The organism is Comamonadaceae bacterium OTU4NAUVB1, from assembly GCA_024372625.1.
GTDB lineage: Bacteria > Pseudomonadota > Gammaproteobacteria > Burkholderiales > Burkholderiaceae_C > Variovorax.
Genome location: CP099605.1, coordinates 2480626 through 2496594 on the forward strand (window position 1 = coordinate 2480626; position 15969 = coordinate 2496594).

General features: G+C 71.3%; 15 protein-coding genes. 2 read left to right on the top strand and 13 right to left on the bottom strand.

From position 1 onward, the window contains the following. Positions 1 to 10: 10 nt before the first annotated feature. On the bottom strand, positions 11 to 772 hold the full coding sequence (locus NF681_15075) for a sulfite exporter TauE/SafE family protein (GenBank protein UST53614.1): 762 nt from the start codon (positions 770 to 772) through the stop codon (positions 11 to 13). After that, entirely contained in the window at positions 769 to 2043 is a 1275-nt protein-coding gene (locus tag NF681_15080) for an MFS transporter (GenBank protein ID UST53615.1), read from the bottom strand. The genes NF681_15075 and NF681_15080 overlap by 4 nt, the downstream gene beginning before the upstream one ends. 92 nt (positions 2044 to 2135) lie before the next feature. Here NF681_15080 and NF681_15085 point away from each other — a divergent pair, with 92 nt between their 5' ends. Next, positions 2136 to 3068 (top strand): helix-turn-helix transcriptional regulator, encoded by a 933-nt coding sequence (locus NF681_15085; protein ID UST53616.1) that lies wholly within the window; start codon positions 2136 to 2138, stop codon positions 3066 to 3068. Next, positions 3065 to 4843, top strand: a complete 1779-nt coding sequence (locus NF681_15090) for a SulP family inorganic anion transporter (protein ID UST53617.1) — start codon at positions 3065 to 3067, stop codon at positions 4841 to 4843. Before NF681_15085 ends, NF681_15090 begins: the two co-directional genes overlap by 4 nt. On the opposite strand, the gene arfB is transcribed toward NF681_15090, so the two are convergent. From arfB to clpB, 11 genes are all read right to left on the bottom strand, one after another. After that, the gene (gene arfB / locus NF681_15095) at positions 4812 to 5225 is read right to left on the bottom strand and encodes an aminoacyl-tRNA hydrolase (protein UST53618.1); all 414 of its coding nucleotides are present in this window, start codon (positions 5223 to 5225) and stop codon (positions 4812 to 4814) included. The genes NF681_15090 and arfB overlap by 32 nt on opposite strands. Positions 5226 to 5279: 54 nt before the next feature. Further along, complete coding sequence (locus NF681_15100; GenBank protein UST53619.1) at positions 5280 to 6632, bottom strand: amidase; 1353 nt, start codon at positions 6630 to 6632, stop codon at positions 5280 to 5282. Then, a complete protein-coding gene (locus NF681_15105) occupies positions 6629 to 7357 on the bottom strand; it encodes a DUF2848 domain-containing protein (protein UST53620.1) in 729 nt (242 codons plus the stop codon). Before NF681_15105 ends, NF681_15100 begins: the two co-directional genes overlap by 4 nt. A 23-nt stretch (positions 7358 to 7380) precedes the next feature. Further along, a complete protein-coding gene (locus tag NF681_15110) occupies positions 7381 to 8781 on the bottom strand; it encodes a TRAP transporter large permease (GenBank protein ID UST53621.1) in 1401 nt (466 codons plus the stop codon). Beyond that, on the bottom strand, positions 8778 to 9398 hold the full coding sequence (locus NF681_15115) for a TRAP transporter small permease subunit (GenBank protein UST53622.1): 621 nt from the start codon (positions 9396 to 9398) through the stop codon (positions 8778 to 8780). The genes NF681_15110 and NF681_15115 overlap by 4 nt, the downstream gene beginning before the upstream one ends. Then, positions 9398 to 10483: a TRAP transporter substrate-binding protein gene (locus NF681_15120; GenBank protein UST53623.1), complete on the bottom strand. Its 1086-nt coding sequence runs from the start codon at positions 10481 to 10483 to the stop codon at positions 9398 to 9400. The genes NF681_15115 and NF681_15120 overlap by 1 nt, the downstream gene beginning before the upstream one ends. 86 nt (positions 10484 to 10569) lie before the next feature. Then, complete coding sequence (locus NF681_15125; GenBank protein ID UST55800.1) at positions 10570 to 11316, bottom strand: putative hydro-lyase; 747 nt, start codon at positions 11314 to 11316, stop codon at positions 10570 to 10572. A 71-nt stretch (positions 11317 to 11387) separates the two neighbouring features. Continuing rightward, a complete protein-coding gene (locus NF681_15130; GenBank protein ID UST53624.1) occupies positions 11388 to 11780 on the bottom strand; it encodes a cupin in 393 nt (130 codons plus the stop codon). A gap of 126 nt (positions 11781 to 11906) precedes the next feature. Further along, positions 11907 to 12824 (bottom strand): LysR family transcriptional regulator, encoded by a 918-nt coding sequence (locus NF681_15135; GenBank protein ID UST53625.1) that lies wholly within the window; start codon positions 12822 to 12824, stop codon positions 11907 to 11909. 69 nt (positions 12825 to 12893) lie between these two features. Then, positions 12894 to 13232, bottom strand: coding sequence for a hypothetical protein (locus NF681_15140; protein UST53626.1), 339 nt, complete (start codon positions 13230 to 13232; stop codon positions 12894 to 12896). An 8-nt stretch (positions 13233 to 13240) separates the two neighbouring features. After that, positions 13241 to 15862 carry an ATP-dependent chaperone ClpB gene (clpB, locus tag NF681_15145; protein ID UST53627.1) on the bottom strand — a complete coding sequence of 874 codons (2622 nt, stop codon included), beginning with the start codon at positions 15860 to 15862 and terminating at the stop codon, positions 13241 to 13243. Positions 15863 to 15969 lie beyond the last annotated feature (107 nt).

A 15969-nucleotide genomic window follows, 5' to 3' on the forward strand; every position in this document is an offset into this window, starting at 1 on the left:
CGTCTGCGTCTCAGCGGGCCAGCAACGCCGGCAGCGATCCCGCGAGCAGCGCGATGCCCGAAGCCGTCAGCAGCGCCAGCACCAGTTGGCGGAACGCCGCGTCGCTGATGCCGATGTAGAGTCGAGCGCCCAGCAGCACCGGCACCAGCACGCAGACCCCGACGAGCGCGAGCAACGGCAGCATGGCCACCGTGACGTGTCCCGCCGCGGCATGGATCGCGAACGACACCGCCAGCATCGCCAGGTTGAAGTTCTGCACGATCGAGCGCTGCGCGTCGCGCTCCAGGCCGCGCAGCGTGCACCACAGGGTCGGAATGGGGCCGGTGAAGCCGCCGATGCCGCCGCACACACCGCCCAGCAGTCCCGAGACGCCATCGGCGAGGCGTCCCCCCCAGCGCACGCGCGGCAGGCTGCGCGCCACCAGCATCGCCGTGCACCACACCACCAGCAGGGCGCCCAGACCGGCCTTGAACACGACGGCGTCGATGCGGGGCAGGAGCCAGACGCCGACCGGCACACCCGCGAGGCCGCCGACGATGAACGGCAGCAGCGCCTGCCGGTCGAAGCCCCGCCGCACGGTGACGGCGGCGATCACCTGGCCCGTCAGCGCACCGAAGACCGCGAGCAGCGCCGCGAGCTGCGGCTCGACCGTCCAGGCCCAGAACGACATCGCCACCAGTCCGAAGGCGAAACCCGACAGTCCCTGCACGAAGCCCGCGACCGCCGCGCCGAGCGCGACGACCAGATAGAGCGCGAGGGGAAAGGTGCTCATGCCGACACGGACGCCGGCGCCAGGGCCTCGCGGCGCACGCGGCGCACGTTGAAGGCGCTGGCGATCAGCACCGCCTGGACCACCGCCAGGCCCACGATCACGCTGCGGTACCGGCCCTGGTCCATCAGGCCGCCGAAGAGCAGCGGCGCGGTCGCCTGCCCGATGTCGAGGCCGGCGTACACGACGCCGTAGACGCGGCCGGTGGCGTTGGACGGGGTCGAGCGCTTGACCAGCAGGTCGCGCGACGGCCCGGCGATGCCCGAGGCGAAGCCCATCGCGCCGAAGATCACCGGCACCATGAGCGGCGCGAAGTCGGCGAAGGCCAGCACCAGCGCCAGCGCGGCGGCGATGCCGAAGCCCGCGCCCACGATGCGCTCGCAGCGCGACGGGTCCGACGCCAGGAAGCCGCCGAGCACCATGCCGGCCGCGCTCGCGCCCATGTAGATCGTCAGGCACATCGCCACCAGCGCCACGGGCACATCGTGCAGATGCCCGGCGGCCACCGGCGCGAAGGTCTGGACGATGCTGATGACCATGGCGTAGAAGAAGAAGAAGCCGAAACACATCCAGACCGCCGGGATGCGCAGGAAGTCGAATTGACCCGTGATGGCCGCGTGCGGCGCGCCCGGCACGCCCTGCCCCGTCGCCTTGAGCACCGACTTGACGTCGAGCGAGAGCACGCCGCGATACAGCCACAGCAGCACCAGCACCGCCAACGCCACGCCGCCCGCCGCCGCCAGCGCCACGCGCCACGAGTACGCCATGGCCAGCGGCACGACGAACGCCGGCGCCAGCGCCCAGCCCAGGCTGCCGGTGATGCCGTGGACGCTGTAGGCGTGGCCGAGGCGCGTCGGCGCCACCTTGCGGTTGAACAGCGTGTAGTTGACCGGATGGAACACCCCGTTGCCCACGCCGCCGACCACCGCGCTGGCCAGCAGCATCCAGTAGCTCTGCGCCATCGCGTAGCCGAACGACCCCAGCGCGAGCATCGTCAGACCGACGAACAGCACCGGTCGCGGCCCCAGCTTGTCGACCACGAAGCCCGAGGCCGCCTGCACCAGGCACGACACCACGAAGAACACCGTCAGCACCGCGCCGAGCTGCGTGTAGCTGACGTCGAAGGCCTCCTTCAGCCAGGGAAACAGCGGTGCCAGCACGAGCTGGCTGAAGTGGCTGACGGCGTGCCCGAGCCCGACGAGGCCGATCAACTGCGCGTCGGCCCGGAAGGTGGGCGCGGCCGGAGGTGCGGAGGAAGCTTGGGAGGCAGGCATGATGGCGGGTGGGGAGAAAAACCGGAAGGCCCTGATCGTAGGTCGCGCACCGACGTCAGAATGGCGATAGAAGGACAACCTATGTCGAAACCATGACAGTCGATTCCGTCGATCCGGAGCAGGCCCCGGACGGGTCCGCGCCGGCGTCCCCCTCCCGCCGGCGCAATCACCTGCGACTCGCGGCCACCGGTTCGACCACGCACGTCGGCCCCCTCACACCCCACCTCTACGCGCCCGACGCCGTGCGGCCGCTGCGGGCCAAGGAGCATTTCCTCAAGGCCGACACGCACGTCGACCTGCACGTGCACCCGTGGCCGCAGCTCACCTTCTCCACGCGCGGCGTGATCCGCCTGAGCACGCGCGACGGCAGCTACATCGTGCCGCCCTCGCGCGCGCTGTGGGTGCCGGCGAACGTGCCGCACAGCATCACTCTGATCGAGGACGCCGACCTGCGCACGGTCTACCTCCACACCTGGCTCGCGCCGGGCTGGGAACATTGCGAGGTGCTGGAGATCAGCCCGCTGCTGCGCGCGCTGATGCTGGCCCTGGACACCACGCCCGACGGCCGGCCGCCGGCCGACGGCCACGCGCCGCAGCGCGAACGCATGATCGCGCCGCTGCTGATCGACGAACTCGGCCGGGCCACGCAGATCCGCATCGACGTGCCGCTGCCGGCCGACAAGCGCCTGCGCCAGCTGTGCGAGACGCTGCTGCGCAACCCGGCCGGGCGGGCCACGCTGGCCGAGCGCGCGGACGCCATCGGCGCGAGCGAACGCACCGTGGCGCGGCTGTTCCGCGACCAGCTCGGCATGGGCTGGCAGCAGTGGCGCCAGCACGCGGTGATGGCGCACGCCCTGCCGCTGCTCGCGCGCGGCATGCCCGTCAGCCAGGTGGCCAGCGCCAGCGGCTACGCCACCGACAGCGCCTTCTGCGCCATGTTCAAGGCCGCCACCGGCCGCTCTCCCACCACGTTCCAGCACCGCAAGCCCCGGCTGTCGTCGTCGAACAAGCCCCGGGACCGATGAGGACGCGCCCCACCCGCGCTCACCTGGCGCGCTGGCTGCCCTTCCTGGCGTGGCCCCGCCCCGACCGCGCGACGCTGCGCGGCGAGGTCGTGGCCGGCCTGACGGTGGCGATGTTCGTGATCCCGCAGGCCGTGGCGTATGCCGCGCTCGCCGGCATGCCGCTGGTCACGGGCATCTACGCCTCCTTCGTGCCGGCGCTCGTCGGCGTGCTGTGGAGCGCCTCGGCGCGGCTGTCGGTCGGGCCGACCGCGCTGACCAGCCTGCTCATCGGCGCCTCGCTCGCACCGCTGGCCATCCCGGGCAGCGCCGAGTGGGTGGCGTTGGCGGCGTGGCTGGCGCTGCTGTCGGGCGCGATCCAGCTGGTGCTGGGCGTGGGGCGATTCGGCTGGCTGCTCAAGCTGGTCAACTCGCCGGTGCTCATCGGCTTCACGCAGGGCGCGGCCCTGCTGATCGTGATGTCGCAGCTGCCCGCGCTGCTGGGCTTCACGGGGCGGCCGATCGCGCGGGTGCTCGACGGGCCGCCGCCGGACTTCGTCGCCATCGCCTTCGGCCTGGGCACGATGGCCGCGCTGTGGCTGGCCAAGCGGCACTGGCCCCGGCTGCCGGCGGCGATGGTGGTGGTGGTCGTCGGCGCGCTGGCGAGCGCGGCGTTCGGCTATGCGCTGCGGGGCGGGGCGGTGGTGGGCGCGCTGCCCGGCGGTCTGCCCGCGCCGTACTGGCCCGGCGCGATCTCCCTGGGCACGCTGGGCACGCTGCTGCTGCCGGCCTGCATGATCACGCTGGTGAGTTTCCTGGAGACCGCCTCGAGCGCCAAGATCGACAACGGCCGCGCCGGCACGCTCTGGAACGAGAACCAGGACCTGATCGGCCAGGGACTCGCGAAGATCGCCTCGGGCCTGTCGGGCGGCTTCGCGACCAGTTCGTCGTTCTCGCGCTCGGCCATCAACCTGTACGCGGGCGCGAAGACCGGCTGGGCCACGATCGTGTGCGCCGCGCTGGTGGGCCTGGCGCTGCTGTGGCTGATGCCGCTGCTCTACCACGTGCCGCAGGCCGTGCTCGCGGGGCTGGTGGTCACGGCCATCCTGGGGCTGATCAAGCCGCGCGCTTTCGTGCAGCTGTGGCGCGTCTCGCGCGTCGAGGCGGTCACGGCGGGCGTGACCTTCGCGCTCACGGTCGTGACGGCGCCCGACATCTACTGGGGCGTGCTCGCCGGCCTGCTGATGAGCCTGAGCCACTACATGTTCCGGCACCTGCACCCGCGCATCATCGAGGTCGGCCTGCACGCCGACGGCAGCCTGCGCGACCGCCACCTGTGGCACCTGCCGCCGCTGGCCCCCGACGTCTATGCGCTGCGCATGGACGCCGAGCTCGACTTCGCCTCGGCCAGCACGCTCGAACGCGCCATCGGCGAGCAGGTGGCGGCGCGGCCGGGCCTGCGCGCGGTGTGCCTGTTCGCGCAGCCCATCAACCGCATCGACGTGACCGGCGCCGAGGTCTTCGGCTCGATCCGCCAGGGCCTCGCCGCGCGTGGCATCGCGCTGTTCCTGATCGGCCTGAAGCTGCCCGCGCAGACGGTGCTGGAGAACGCCGGCCTGCTCGCGCCGGATCCGCTGCTGGCGAGCTACCGCACGGATGCCGAGGCGCTGGCGGCGCTGGCGGCCCTTCGGGACCCGGATGGACCGGCCACCGTCCGCGGTCCGCGCGAGGTGGGCGGAACCCGCGTGGTGGCCGACGCGCGCGCTCCTAGTCCTTCACCCGCCCCCGCAGGCTCTTGATCTCCGAGCGCTGGCTCTTGCCCTCCAGCCGCCGCTGCTTGGAGCCATACGACGGCTTGGTGGCGCGCCGGATGCGCGGCGGCACGGCGACGCTGTCGACCACCGCCTGCAGCCGCGCCAGCGCGTCGGCGCGGTTCATCTCCTGGGTGCGGTGCTGCTGCGCCTTGAGCACCAGCACGCCCTCCTGCGTGATGCGGCCGTCGCGCAGGGCCAGCAGCCGCTCCTTGACGTCCGGCGGCAGCGAACTGGCCGGGATGTCGTAGCGCAGGTGCACCGCGCTGGACACCTTGTTGACGTTCTGCCCGCCCGCCCCCTGAGCGCGGATGGCGCTCAGCTCGACCTCGTCGGGGTCGATGGGGATGGAGACGGCGCGCGGGTTCATGCGGCGATTGTCCCGGAACCCGGGCCGCCCGGCCCGCCGGACGGCCGCCGCGCGTCAGGCCGCCGCCAGCGCCCCTTCGACCGCCAGCGCGACCGCCGCCAGCCGGGCGTCGTCGCCGCGCACCGACGACAGCATCAGCCCGACCGGCAGTTCGCCCGCGCGCTGGCACGGCAGGCTGAAGGCGCAGCCGTCGAGGAAGTTGATCGCGAAGGTGTTGCGCAGCAGCAGGCCGTTGGCCTGGAAGAAGGCCTCGTCCGTGGCCAGCGCGTCGATGGCGGGCGCGACGATCGGCACGGTCGGGCACAGCAGCGCGTCGAAGCCCTCGAGCGCACCCTCGACGCGGCCGATCCAGTCGCGGCGGCGGTCCTGCATGACGATGTAGTCGGCCGCGGCGACCGACATGCCCAGTTCCACGCGCGCGGCGACGCGCGCGTCGAAGCGGTCGCGGTGCGCGCGGATGCGGTCGCGGTGCACGGCAGAGGCCTCCACCGGCGAGAAGCCGCCCGGCGCGTTGATCCGCGCGATCTCGGCCAGCTCGGCCAGGGGCACGTCGACCACCTCGGCCCCGGCCGCCGACAGGGCGCTCGTCGCGCGATCGAAGGCCGCTGCCACCGCCGGCTCGATGCCGTCGAACATCATCGTGCGGGGCACCGCCAGGCGCAGGCCGCGCAGCGACCGGCGGCGCACCGCGAGCGGCGCGTCGGCGATGACGGCGTCGACCGCGAGGCAGTCGGCCACGCTGCGCGTCATGGCGCAGACCGTGTCGAGCGAGCGCGCCAGCTCGAAGGCGCCGGTGCGCGGCACGCGGCTCTGGGTGCCCTTGAAGCCCACCAGCCCGCACAAGGCCGCCGGGATGCGGATCGAGCCGCCGGTGTCGGACCCGAGACCCGCCACCGCCAGGCCGAGCGCCACCGACACCGCCGCGCCCGACGACGAGCCGCCCGGGATGCGCGCCACCTCGGCATCGGCCGGGTTGCGCGGCGTGCCGTGGTGCGGGTTGATGCCGACGCCGGAGAAGGCGAACTCGGTCATGTTGGTCTTGCCGAGGATGGCCGCGCCGGCGCCGCGCAGGCGCGCCACGGCCACGGCGTCGGCCACGGCGGCGGGCTCGCCCTCGCACACGACGGAGCCGGCCAGCGTGGTCTCGCCGGCGACGTCGTAGAGGTCCTTGACCGTGACCGGCAGGCCGGCGAGCGCCGGCGGCGTCACGCCGGCACGCCGCAGCGCGTCGGCGTGGCGCGCGGCGGCGAGCGCCGCGTCGGCGTAGAGGCGGGTGAACACGTGCCGCGCGGGAGCCGTCGCGGCGTCCTCGAGCGCCCGCGCCACCACGGCCTCGTGCGACAGTTCGCCGCGCGCGATGCGCGCCTGCAGGGCCGCGATGCCGTGCGTGGCCGCGCCGCCGCTCATGCCACCACCTCCAGCGCCTGCACGGCGTAGCGGTGCACGATGCGGCGCCCGTGGCGCGGGTCGTGGATCTCCAGCTCCATCTCGGCCGCCGGACGGATGCCCTCGCCGCGGGCGTTGGGAATGGCACCGAGCGTGCCGCAGGTCATGAAGCGCCCTTCCTCGCCGCCCTCGGCGGCATAGATGCCGTCGCGCAGGCCGGCCAGCGGACGGATCGAGGCGAAGGTGCCGGCCTGGTAGTCGACCCAGCGGCCGTCCTCCAGGATGCGCGAGCGCAGCTGCAGTTCGTCCTGGTGCCCGACGACATCGCGCCAGCGCCAGGCGGTGGTGGCCACCGGCTTGGCGCACATCTGCTTGGAGACGGCCACCGAGTAGGTCTCGACCTGGCGGTCGGTGTGGTCGGAGGCGACCGTGAGCCACCACTCGCCATCGGCGAAGAACAGCATCGGCTCGGCCTCGCCGGAACTGTTCGGCCCCAGCGCCTCGATGGCATCCGACTGCGTGAGCAGGCCGGCGCCGACGCGGTAGTACAGCGGCACGCTGGAGGGCCGGGGCACGCCGATGGCCTCGAGTTCCTCGATGTGGTGGGCGATGGCGGCGGCGTCGCGGCCGGTCCAGCCGGCGATCACCAGCCGGCGCGGCACCACGTTCAGGAGGCGCGTCGCGCGCGTGCCGTCGGCGGCCACGGCTTCGCAGGCGAAGGAGAGATTCGGGGGGGTCGATGACATGGAAGGGGCTCCGCGAGAGGGAATCACATCAGGTAGGCCGGCAACCACAGCGCGATGGCGGGGAACACCATCAGCACGACGATCGCAAGCATGTAGACGAACATGAAGGGGAGCACGCCGGCGAAGACGTCCGTGATGGGTCCGGGCTGGCGACGCATGCCCTGGAGCACGTAGAGCACGGTGCCGTCGGGCGGGCTGATCATGGCGATCTCCACCAGCATCGTGATGACCACGCCGAACCAGATCGGATCGTAGCCCAGCGCCGTGACCACCGGGAACAGCAGCGGGATGGTGGTGATCACCATCGACATGCCCTCCATGAAGGTGCCCAGCGCGAGGTAGAAGCCGATGATCACCAGCATGATCACCCAGCCCGGGAACGGCAGCCCGGTCAGGAACTTCGCCAGCATCTGCGGGATGCCCAGCGAGGACAGGATGTAGTTCAGGAAGTACGCGCCGAACAGGATCAGCGCGATCATCGACGTGGTGCGCGCGGTCGCCTTCATCGACTCCGAGAGCATCTTCCACTTCAGCTTGCGGTCCGCCGCCGCCAGCACCAGGCTGCCCGCCACGCCGAGCGCGGCGGATTCGGTGGGCGTGGCCCAGCCCGCGTAGATGGTGCCCAGCACCAGCCCGATCAGCAGCGCCGTGGGCACCAGGTCCGACAGGCTCGCGATGCGCTGTCGCCACGTGACGGCCTTGGCCGCGGCGTCGCCGTGGAGCTTGAGCTTGTGGCTGTAGTACAGGATCACGGCCGTGAACAGCGCCACCACCAGGATGCTCGGCCCCACCGCCGCCAGGTACAGCGCGCCCACCGAGGTCTCGGTGATCAGGCCGTAGATGATGAAGGTGATGCCCGGCGGGATCAGGTTGCCCAGCGCGCCGCCGGCGGCCAGCGATCCCAGCACCAGCTTGGGCGGGTAGTGGCTCTTCTCGAAGTACGGCAGCGCGACCGAACCCATCGTCGCGGCGGTCGCCACGCTGGAGCCGGCGACGGCGGAGAACACGCCGCACGAGATGATGTTGGTGTGCAGCAGGCCGCCGGGCAGCCGGCCCATCCAGATGTTGAGCGCCCGGTACAGCCGCTCCGACAGCCCGGCGCGCAGCATCACCTCCCCCATCAGCAGGAACAGCGGCACCGACACCAGCACGAAGTTGGTCGACGGGCTCCAGATCATCTCGCCGATGAAGTTCCAGAACGGCCGCTCCGACAGGCCGAAACCCGCGAGCAGCGACAGCAGCGCGAGCGCCGCGCCCACGTAGATGCCGCCGGCGAAGAAGCCCACGAAGGCGACCAGCACGCTGGCCAGCGCCCACCACGGCACGCTGGCCGAGGCGGCGGCGGCCGTCGGGCCCTGCACGCCGAAGAGCGAGGCGCCCCCGATCAGCAGGCCGATGGCGACGATGAAGACGATGGCGATCATCGGGCGACTCCCGCGGCGGCCGGTCGCACCACGGGCGACTGCATGCCCTGCTGCGCCTCGGCCACGGCCTCCAGCGTCTCGGCGGCCTCGTCGACGTAGGTGCGCGCCATGAGCATGCGGTCCATGCCGTCGGCATCGCCGGTGGCGAGCTGGCGCACGGCGCGCGCGGCCAGCGCCACCACCGCCAGCAGCATCAGGCCCAGGCCGGCGGCCCACAGGCCCTGCGGCACGGCCAGCGGCGTGTGCAGCGCCGACAGGTCGGTCGAGCCGAAGTCCCACGAGTCCCTGGCGAGCGAGAAGGCGCCCCAGGCGAAGAAGCCCGAGGCGATCAGCAGCGCGACGAGCGAGGCCAGGTGCAGCCACACGCGCACGGCCAGCGGCATCTTCTGCACCAGCACGTCGATGCGCACGTGGCCGCGCTCGAACAGCGTGCCCGCCAGCCCCCAGCTCATGCCGATGGCCATCAGGTAGCCGGTGACCTCGGTGGTGGCCTCGGTGGAGAAGCCCAGCAGCCGCCGCGCGGCGATGTCGAAGCAGATCAGCAGCGTGATCACCAGGTAGCACCAGCCGGCGATGGTCATCGCCTTGGCGCTCACCCATTCGAGCGTGCGGAACATCACTTGGCCGTGTAGGTGATGCCGGTGATCGGCGCGATCACCTGGGCGTAGGTCGTGGCGCAACGCTCGCCGCAGCGCTTGATCCAGCCGGGCAGCACGTCGTCGGCCACGTGCTTCTGCAGCGCGGCGGCGACGCCCGGCTCGGCTTTGGCCTCGACCATCGGCTTCTTCATCAGCGTGTGCAGCTTGCAGCCGTCGGCGCGGCCGACGTTGCAGGCGACGCCGTCGTTGGTGGCCTCCAGGCCGAGCTTCCACTGCGCTTCCTGCACCTCGCCCATGGTCTTCTCGAACTGGGCGCGGATGGCCGGATCGAGCTTGTTCCACCAGGCCAGGTTGACGAAGTAGCCCGAGGTCGACCACGACAGCGGCAGCGTGTAGAGGTGCGTCGTGACCTCCGGCCACTTCACGCCGTTGCCCGAACCGGCGCCGGTGATGCCGCAGTCGACCGTGCCGCGCTCCAGCGCCGTGTAGACCTCGCCGAAGGCCAGCGAGACCGGCTGGCCGCCGAGCGACTTGATGAGGTCGGAGGACGACGGGCCGTTGGTGCGCACCTTCAGGCCCTTGAGGTCGGCCAGGCTCGCCACCGGCTTGCGGCAGAACAGCATCTGGCCGGAGAACGGGTAGGTCGCCACCAGCTTGATGCCCAGGCGCTCCAGGTCCTTGTTGGCCACCGGCACCATCGCGTCGGCCACCTTGCGGGCCTGGGCGATGTCGGCGTTCATGCCCGCGAGGTCGACGCCGTCGAGCATCGGCACGTCGCCCGAGACGGTGGTCAGCGGCGCGGCGGCGATGTCGACCTGGCCCGAGCGCACCAGGCGCAGCACCTCGGGGCCGTTGACGTTGCGCTCCGGCCAGGACGACAGCGTCACCTCGACCCGGCCACCGGTGGCCTTGGCCATGCCGTCGCGCAGCAGCGGCTGGTCGACCCGCGTGTACTGCGGCAGGTTCGGCGAGACCTGCGTGATCGCCTGCACGGCGACCTTGGGGCCGGCCGGCACCTGCGCGGCGGCGGGGCCCGACAGCAGCAGGGCCGCGGCGGCGCTCACGGACGCGACGACGGCGAGGGAAGACGGGAAGCGCTTCATGGATGGACTCCTGGGGGGACGAAAGGCGGATGGGAAAAGCAAGCGGAAAGAGACGGGGCGACCGCGACCGTCGGCGGACGGTGGCGCTAGAAGCTGGCGATGCGGTGGTTGAGCAGGTCCGTGACCAGCATGCAGCCGGGCGCGTGCGTGATGCACAGCGGCGGCTTCGCGGCCATCACCACCGACTGCGGCGTCACGCCGCAGGCCCAGAAGACGGGCAGCTCGTCGTCGCGCACGTCGACCGGCTCGCCGAAATCCGGTGCGCCGAGGTCGGCGATGCCGATCAGGTCGGGCCGCCCGATGTGCACCGGCGCGCCGTGCACCTGGGGAAAGCGCGAGGTGACCTGCACCGCCCGGATGGCGTCGGCCGCGTTCATCGGCCGCATCGACACCACCAGCGGGCCCTGGAAGATGCCCGCCGGCGCGGTCGGCACGCTCGTGCGGTACATGGCGACGTTGCGGCCCTCGGCCACGTGGCGCAGCGGCACGCCGGCCTCGAGCAGCGCCTCCTCGAACGAGAACGAGCAGCCGATCACGAAGCTCACCAGGTCGTCGCGCCACAGGGCGGCGATGTCCGTCGGCTCGTCGACCAGCACGCCGTCGCGCCAGACCCGATAGCGCGGCAGGTCGCTGCGGATGTCGATGCCCGCGCCCAGTCCGGGCAGCGCCGGATCGCCCGGTTCCGACACCGCCAGCAGCGGGCAGGACTTGGGATTGCGCTGGCAGAAGCGCAGGAAATCGTCGGCCTGCGCCTTCGGCAGGATCGCGAGGTTGCCCTGCACGTGGCCCGGCGCCATGCCGGCGGTGTGGCCGTCGTGACGGCCCTGGCGCATCAGCGCGCGGGCGGCGCGGCCGGTGGGCGCGAGCGCGGCCAGGGAAGCGGTGGCGGTGGCGGTAGCGGTGTTCATGCGTAGTACTGGAATTCGAGCAGCACGCAGCCCGCGCGTGAGACGAAGGGGCCGTGCACCGCGCCGGGTGGGCGGCAGGCGAAGGTGTAGGCGCCGAATGCCTCGCCGCCCTCGCCTTCGGCGTCGCAGCCGACCACCAGTTCACCCTCGACGATGAAGACTTCCTCGTGGAAATCGTGGACCACCGGCCGATCGATCAGCGCCCCGGCCGACCAGCGCGCGAGCCGCGTGCGCGAGCCGGTGCCGGCGGCCGCGTCGAGGTCGTCGGCCAGCACGATCTCCTCGATGCGGCCGGCCGAGCACGCCACCGGGGACCAGGCGGTGGCGGCGTCGTCGGGACGGATCGCGAAGAACTCGCGATGTCGCTTGGCGGTCATGGAACGTTGCATGGCGCGCAGTGTTGTCGCGCCCGTCCGCAGGGTCAAACGGGAAATTCTTTCGATGACCGATAGGGTTTCGTGATGCACGGCCGTGGCGCACCGGACCGCCCCATCATCGGGCGCGCGTGGGCCGGATCAGGGCGCGCGCGCGTCGTCGCGACAGGTCGCGAGGAACCGGTCGCAGGTCGTCTGCGCCATGCCGACCAGCGCTTCGGCCAGCGGCGAGGCGGGTTCCAGCCGCATGCTGGCGACCAGCGGCAGCGCCAGGGGCGCCGGGTCGACGTCGAGCACCACCAGGCGGCCTTCGCCCACGTCCTTCTGGATCACCGCCAGCGGCAGCAGCGCCGTGCCGAAGCCCGTGCGCGCCAGGTCGACCATGGCGCCGAGCGAGGAGAAATAGCTCACCCGCAGGTTCGTGCAGCCGCTCGCGTTCTGCGCGATGTTGCGGTAGACGCTCGACTCCCGGTTGAAGGAGATGATCGGCTGCTCCGCGAGGTCGGCGAAGGACAGCCGGCTGCGCGACGGGAACTTCAGCGCCAGCGACGGACTGGTGACCCAGCGCATCGCGAGGTTGGCGATGCGGCGGTTGTCGATGAAACCCTGCGTGATCTCCTCCGACAGGATCGCGCAGTCCAGGGTGCCGCGCAGCAGGTCGTCGCGCAGCCGCGGCGTGATGTCGGAGACCAGCTCCAGGGTGGTGTTGGGATATTTTTCGGCGAAACGCGAGAACAGCTCGGGCAACCAGGTATGGGCGACGGTCTCGATGACCCCGATGCGCAGCATGCCGGAGAAGACGTCGGTCTGCCCCATCGCGGCGATCATGCGCGCCTGCAGCTCGATCATGCGTTCCGCATGGGGCATGAGCTCGGTGCCGTGGTAGGTGAGCAGCACGCTGCGGTGCTCCCGGTCGAACAGCCGCACACCGAACTGGGCCTCCAGCGTCGCGATGCGGCTGGAGATGCCGGCCTGGGTCGTGTGCATCTTCTCGGCGGCGGCCTTGAAGCTGCCCAGCTTGGCGACCCAGACGAAAGCCTCGAGAAAGCGCACGTTCATGCGCGCAGTCTATCGAGACGGAAACGCGCGGGCGGCACGTCGGCGGCGCACGCGCCGCGCGCGCTGGCGCTAGTCGGCCCGTGCCGCCGGCCGTGCCCGCACGTCGGTCACGTCGTCGGCGCGGCCGAGCGCGACGGGACTGCGCGCCGATTCGCCCCGCGCGCGGGCACCCACCACGTCCGCCGCGCTGGGCGCGGCGGCGCGGCCCGCGGCACGGAATCGCTCGAAGCCGGTGCGCGGATCGAAACGCCCGGCCATGGCGGCCCAGGGCGACACCGGCTTGCCGGTCAGGCGCGCCCAGCCGTAGCGCAGCCCCCAGACCGCGGCCAGCACCGCCACCAGGAACAACAGGCCCGTCGCCACGATCAGGCCCAGGAGAAACAGAACGACGCGAATGAAAAAGTTCATCATCGGCATTAGGCCCGCGCACCGTTCGATGGTTCCCCTCCCCGCGTGAACGTGAACTGCCCCGGCGACTGGATCGGATCGGTGGCCACGTGGATCGTGTCCTTCGGTGCGAAGCTGCCGTCGAGCAGCAGCTTGGACAACGGGTTCTCGATGCGCTGCTGGATCGCCCGCTTGAGCGGCCGCGCGCCGAACACCGGGTCGAAGCCGACCTTGGCGATCTCCGCCAGCGCCGGCGCCGACACGTCCAGGAACAGGTCCATCTTCGCGAGCCGCGCCTGCAGCACCTTCAGCTGGATCGCCGCGATCGACTCGATGTTCTTCGCGTCGAGCGCGTGGAACACCACCGTCTCGTCGATGCGGTTGAGGAATTCCGGGCGGAAGTAGTTCTTCAGCTCGTCCCACACCGCTTCCTTGATCTCCTCGGCCGGCTGGCCGACCATCGACTGGATGATGGGCGAGCCGATGTTGCTGGTCATGACGATCACGGTGTTCTTGAAGTCGACCGTGCGGCCCTGGCCGTCGGTCAGGCGGCCGTCGTCGAGCACCTGCAGCAGCACGTTGAAGACGTCCGGATGGGCCTTCTCCACCTCGTCGAGCAGCACCACGCTGTAGGGCTTGCGCCGCACCGCCTCGGTCAGGTAGCCGCCCTCCTCGTAGCCGACGTAGCCCGGCGGCGCGCCGATCAGCCGCGCGACCGAATGCTTCTCCATGAACTCGCTCATGTCGATGCGGATCAGGTGGTCCTCGCTGTCGAACAGGAAACCGGCCAGCGTCTTGCACAACTCGGTCTTGCCCACGCCCGTGGGGCCGAGGAACAGGAAGGAGCCGGTCGGCCGGTTCGGGTCGGACAGGCCCGAGCGCGAGCGGCGGATGGCGTTGGACACGGCGGAGATCGCCTCGTCCTGTCCCACCACGCGCTCGTGCAGCTTGCCTTCCATCTGCAGCAGCTTCTCCTTCTCGCCCTGCATCATCTTGGCCACCGGGATGCCGGTGGCACGGCTGACCACCTCGGCGATCTCCTCGGCGCCCACCTGCGTGCGCAGCAGCGTCGGCTTGCTGGACTTGCCCTTGTCGGCCTCGGCGTCCTGCGCCTCCCTCAGACGCTTCTCCAGGGTCGGCAGCTGCCCGTACTGCAGCTCGGCCACCTTGTTGAAGTCACCCTTGCGCGTGAACTCCTCGATCTGGAACTTGAGCTTGTCGATCTCGCCGCGCACGTCGGCCGAGCCCTGGGCCTGGGCCTTCTCGGCCTGCCAGATCTCGTCGTAGTCGGCGATCTCCTTCTGCAGCGCCGTCACCTCCTCCTCGATCAGCGCGAAGCGCTTCTGCGAGGCGTCGTCCTTCTCGCGGCGCACCGCCTCGCGCTCGATCTGCAGCTGGATCAGGCGGCGGTCGAGCCGGTCCATCACCTCCGGCTTGGAGTCCATCTCGATCTTGATCTTGGCCGCCGCCTCGTCGATCAGGTCGATGGCCTTGTCGGGCAGGAAGCGGTCGGTGATGTAGCGGTCGCTCAGTTCGGCCGCGGCCACGATGGCCGGGTCGGTGATGTCCACGCCATGGTGGACCTCGTACTTCTCCTGCAGGCCGCGCAGGATCGCGATGGTCGCCTCCACGCTGGGTTCGCCCACCAGGATCTTCTGGAAGCGGCGTTCCAGCGCGGCGTCCTTCTCGATGTACTTGCGGTACTCGTCGAGCGTGGTGGCGCCCACGCAATGCAGCTCGCCGCGCGCGAGCGCCGGTTTGAGCATGTTGCCCGCGTCCATCGCGCCCTCGGCCTTGCCGGCGCCCACCATGGTGTGGAGTTCGTCGATGAAGACGATGGTCCGGCCCTCGTCCTTGGCCAGTTCGTTGAGCACCGTCTTCAGGCGCTCCTCGAAGTCGCCGCGGAACTTGGCACCGGCCAGCAGGGCGGCCATGTCGAGCGACAGCACGCGCTTGCCCTTGAGCGATTCGGGCACCTCGCCGGCGACGATGCGCTGCGCCAGGCCCTCGACGATGGCGGTCTTGCCCACACCGGGCTCGCCGATGAGCACGGGGTTGTTCTTGGTGCGGCGTTGCAGCACCTGGATGGCGCGGCGGATCTCCTCGTCGCGGCCGATGACGGGGTCGAGCTTGCCGCGGCGGGCGCGCTCGGTGAGGTCCATGGTGTATTTCTTCAGGGCCTCGCGCTGGCCCTCGGCATCGGCGCTGTCGACGCCCTGGCCGCCGCGCACGGCGTCGATGGCGGCCTCGAGCGACCGGCGCGTCAGCCCCTGGCCGCGCGCGAGTTCGCCGATGTCGGCCTTGCTGTCGGCGAGCGCCAGCAGGAAGAGTTCACCGGCGATGAACTGGTCCTTGCGCTTGATGGCTTCCTTCTCGGTCGCCTGCAGCAGCCGGTTGAGTTCGGGGCCGACCTGCACGGCCTCGCCGCCCTGGACGTGCGGCAGCTTCTTGATCGCGGCCTCGGCGGCCTGCGACAGGCCGCCGACGTTGACGCCGGCGCGCTCGAGCAGCGCGCGCGGTCCGTCCTCCTGCCGCAGCATCGCCGCGAGCAGGTGGGCCGGCTCGATGTAGGCGTTGTCATTGCCCAGGGCGAGCGACTGGGCGTCGACGAGGGCTTCCTGGAATTTGGTGGTGAGTTTGTCTTGGCGCATGGCGAATGTTTCCTTGGCTCGAAAATAGGACCATGGCGCGGCGATTCAAGGGCCGGCCGGGCGACGCGCCGGCTCCGGCGCCGGTCCGGGCACGATCCTGCGCGCGG

Bases quoted from the DNA above. Each gene is read 5' to 3' on its own strand.
- clpB (UST53627.1), bottom strand. From the start codon at position 15,862: ATGCGCCAAGACAAACTCACCACCAAATTCCAGGAAGCCCTCGTCGAC.
- NF681_15130 (UST53624.1), bottom strand. From the start codon at position 11,780: ATGCAACGTTCCATGACCGCCAAGCGACATCGCGAGTTCTTCGCGATC.
- NF681_15105 (UST53620.1), bottom strand. From the start codon at position 7,357: ATGTCATCGACCCCCCCGAATCTCTCCTTCGCCTGCGAAGCCGTGGCC.
- NF681_15125 (UST55800.1), bottom strand. From the start codon at position 11,316: ATGCGCCAGGGCCGTCACGACGGCCACACCGCCGGCATGGCGCCGGGC.
- NF681_15075 (UST53614.1), bottom strand. From the start codon at position 772: ATGAGCACCTTTCCCCTCGCGCTCTATCTGGTCGTCGCGCTCGGCGCG.
- NF681_15115 (UST53622.1), bottom strand. From the start codon at position 9,398: ATGTTCCGCACGCTCGAATGGGTGAGCGCCAAGGCGATGACCATCGCC.
- NF681_15110 (UST53621.1), bottom strand. From the start codon at position 8,781: ATGATCGCCATCGTCTTCATCGTCGCCATCGGCCTGCTGATCGGGGGC.
- NF681_15120 (UST53623.1), bottom strand. From the start codon at position 10,483: ATGAAGCGCTTCCCGTCTTCCCTCGCCGTCGTCGCGTCCGTGAGCGCC.
- NF681_15080 (UST53615.1), bottom strand. From the start codon at position 2,043: ATGCCTGCCTCCCAAGCTTCCTCCGCACCTCCGGCCGCGCCCACCTTC.
- NF681_15090 (UST53617.1), top strand. From the start codon at position 3,065: ATGAGGACGCGCCCCACCCGCGCTCACCTGGCGCGCTGGCTGCCCTTC.
- NF681_15140 (UST53626.1), bottom strand. From the start codon at position 13,232: ATGAACTTTTTCATTCGCGTCGTTCTGTTTCTCCTGGGCCTGATCGTG.
- NF681_15085 (UST53616.1), top strand. From the start codon at position 2,136: ATGACAGTCGATTCCGTCGATCCGGAGCAGGCCCCGGACGGGTCCGCG.
- arfB (UST53618.1), bottom strand. From the start codon at position 5,225: ATGAACCCGCGCGCCGTCTCCATCCCCATCGACCCCGACGAGGTCGAG.
- NF681_15135 (UST53625.1), bottom strand. From the start codon at position 12,824: ATGAACGTGCGCTTTCTCGAGGCTTTCGTCTGGGTCGCCAAGCTGGGC.
- NF681_15100 (UST53619.1), bottom strand. From the start codon at position 6,632: ATGAGCGGCGGCGCGGCCACGCACGGCATCGCGGCCCTGCAGGCGCGC.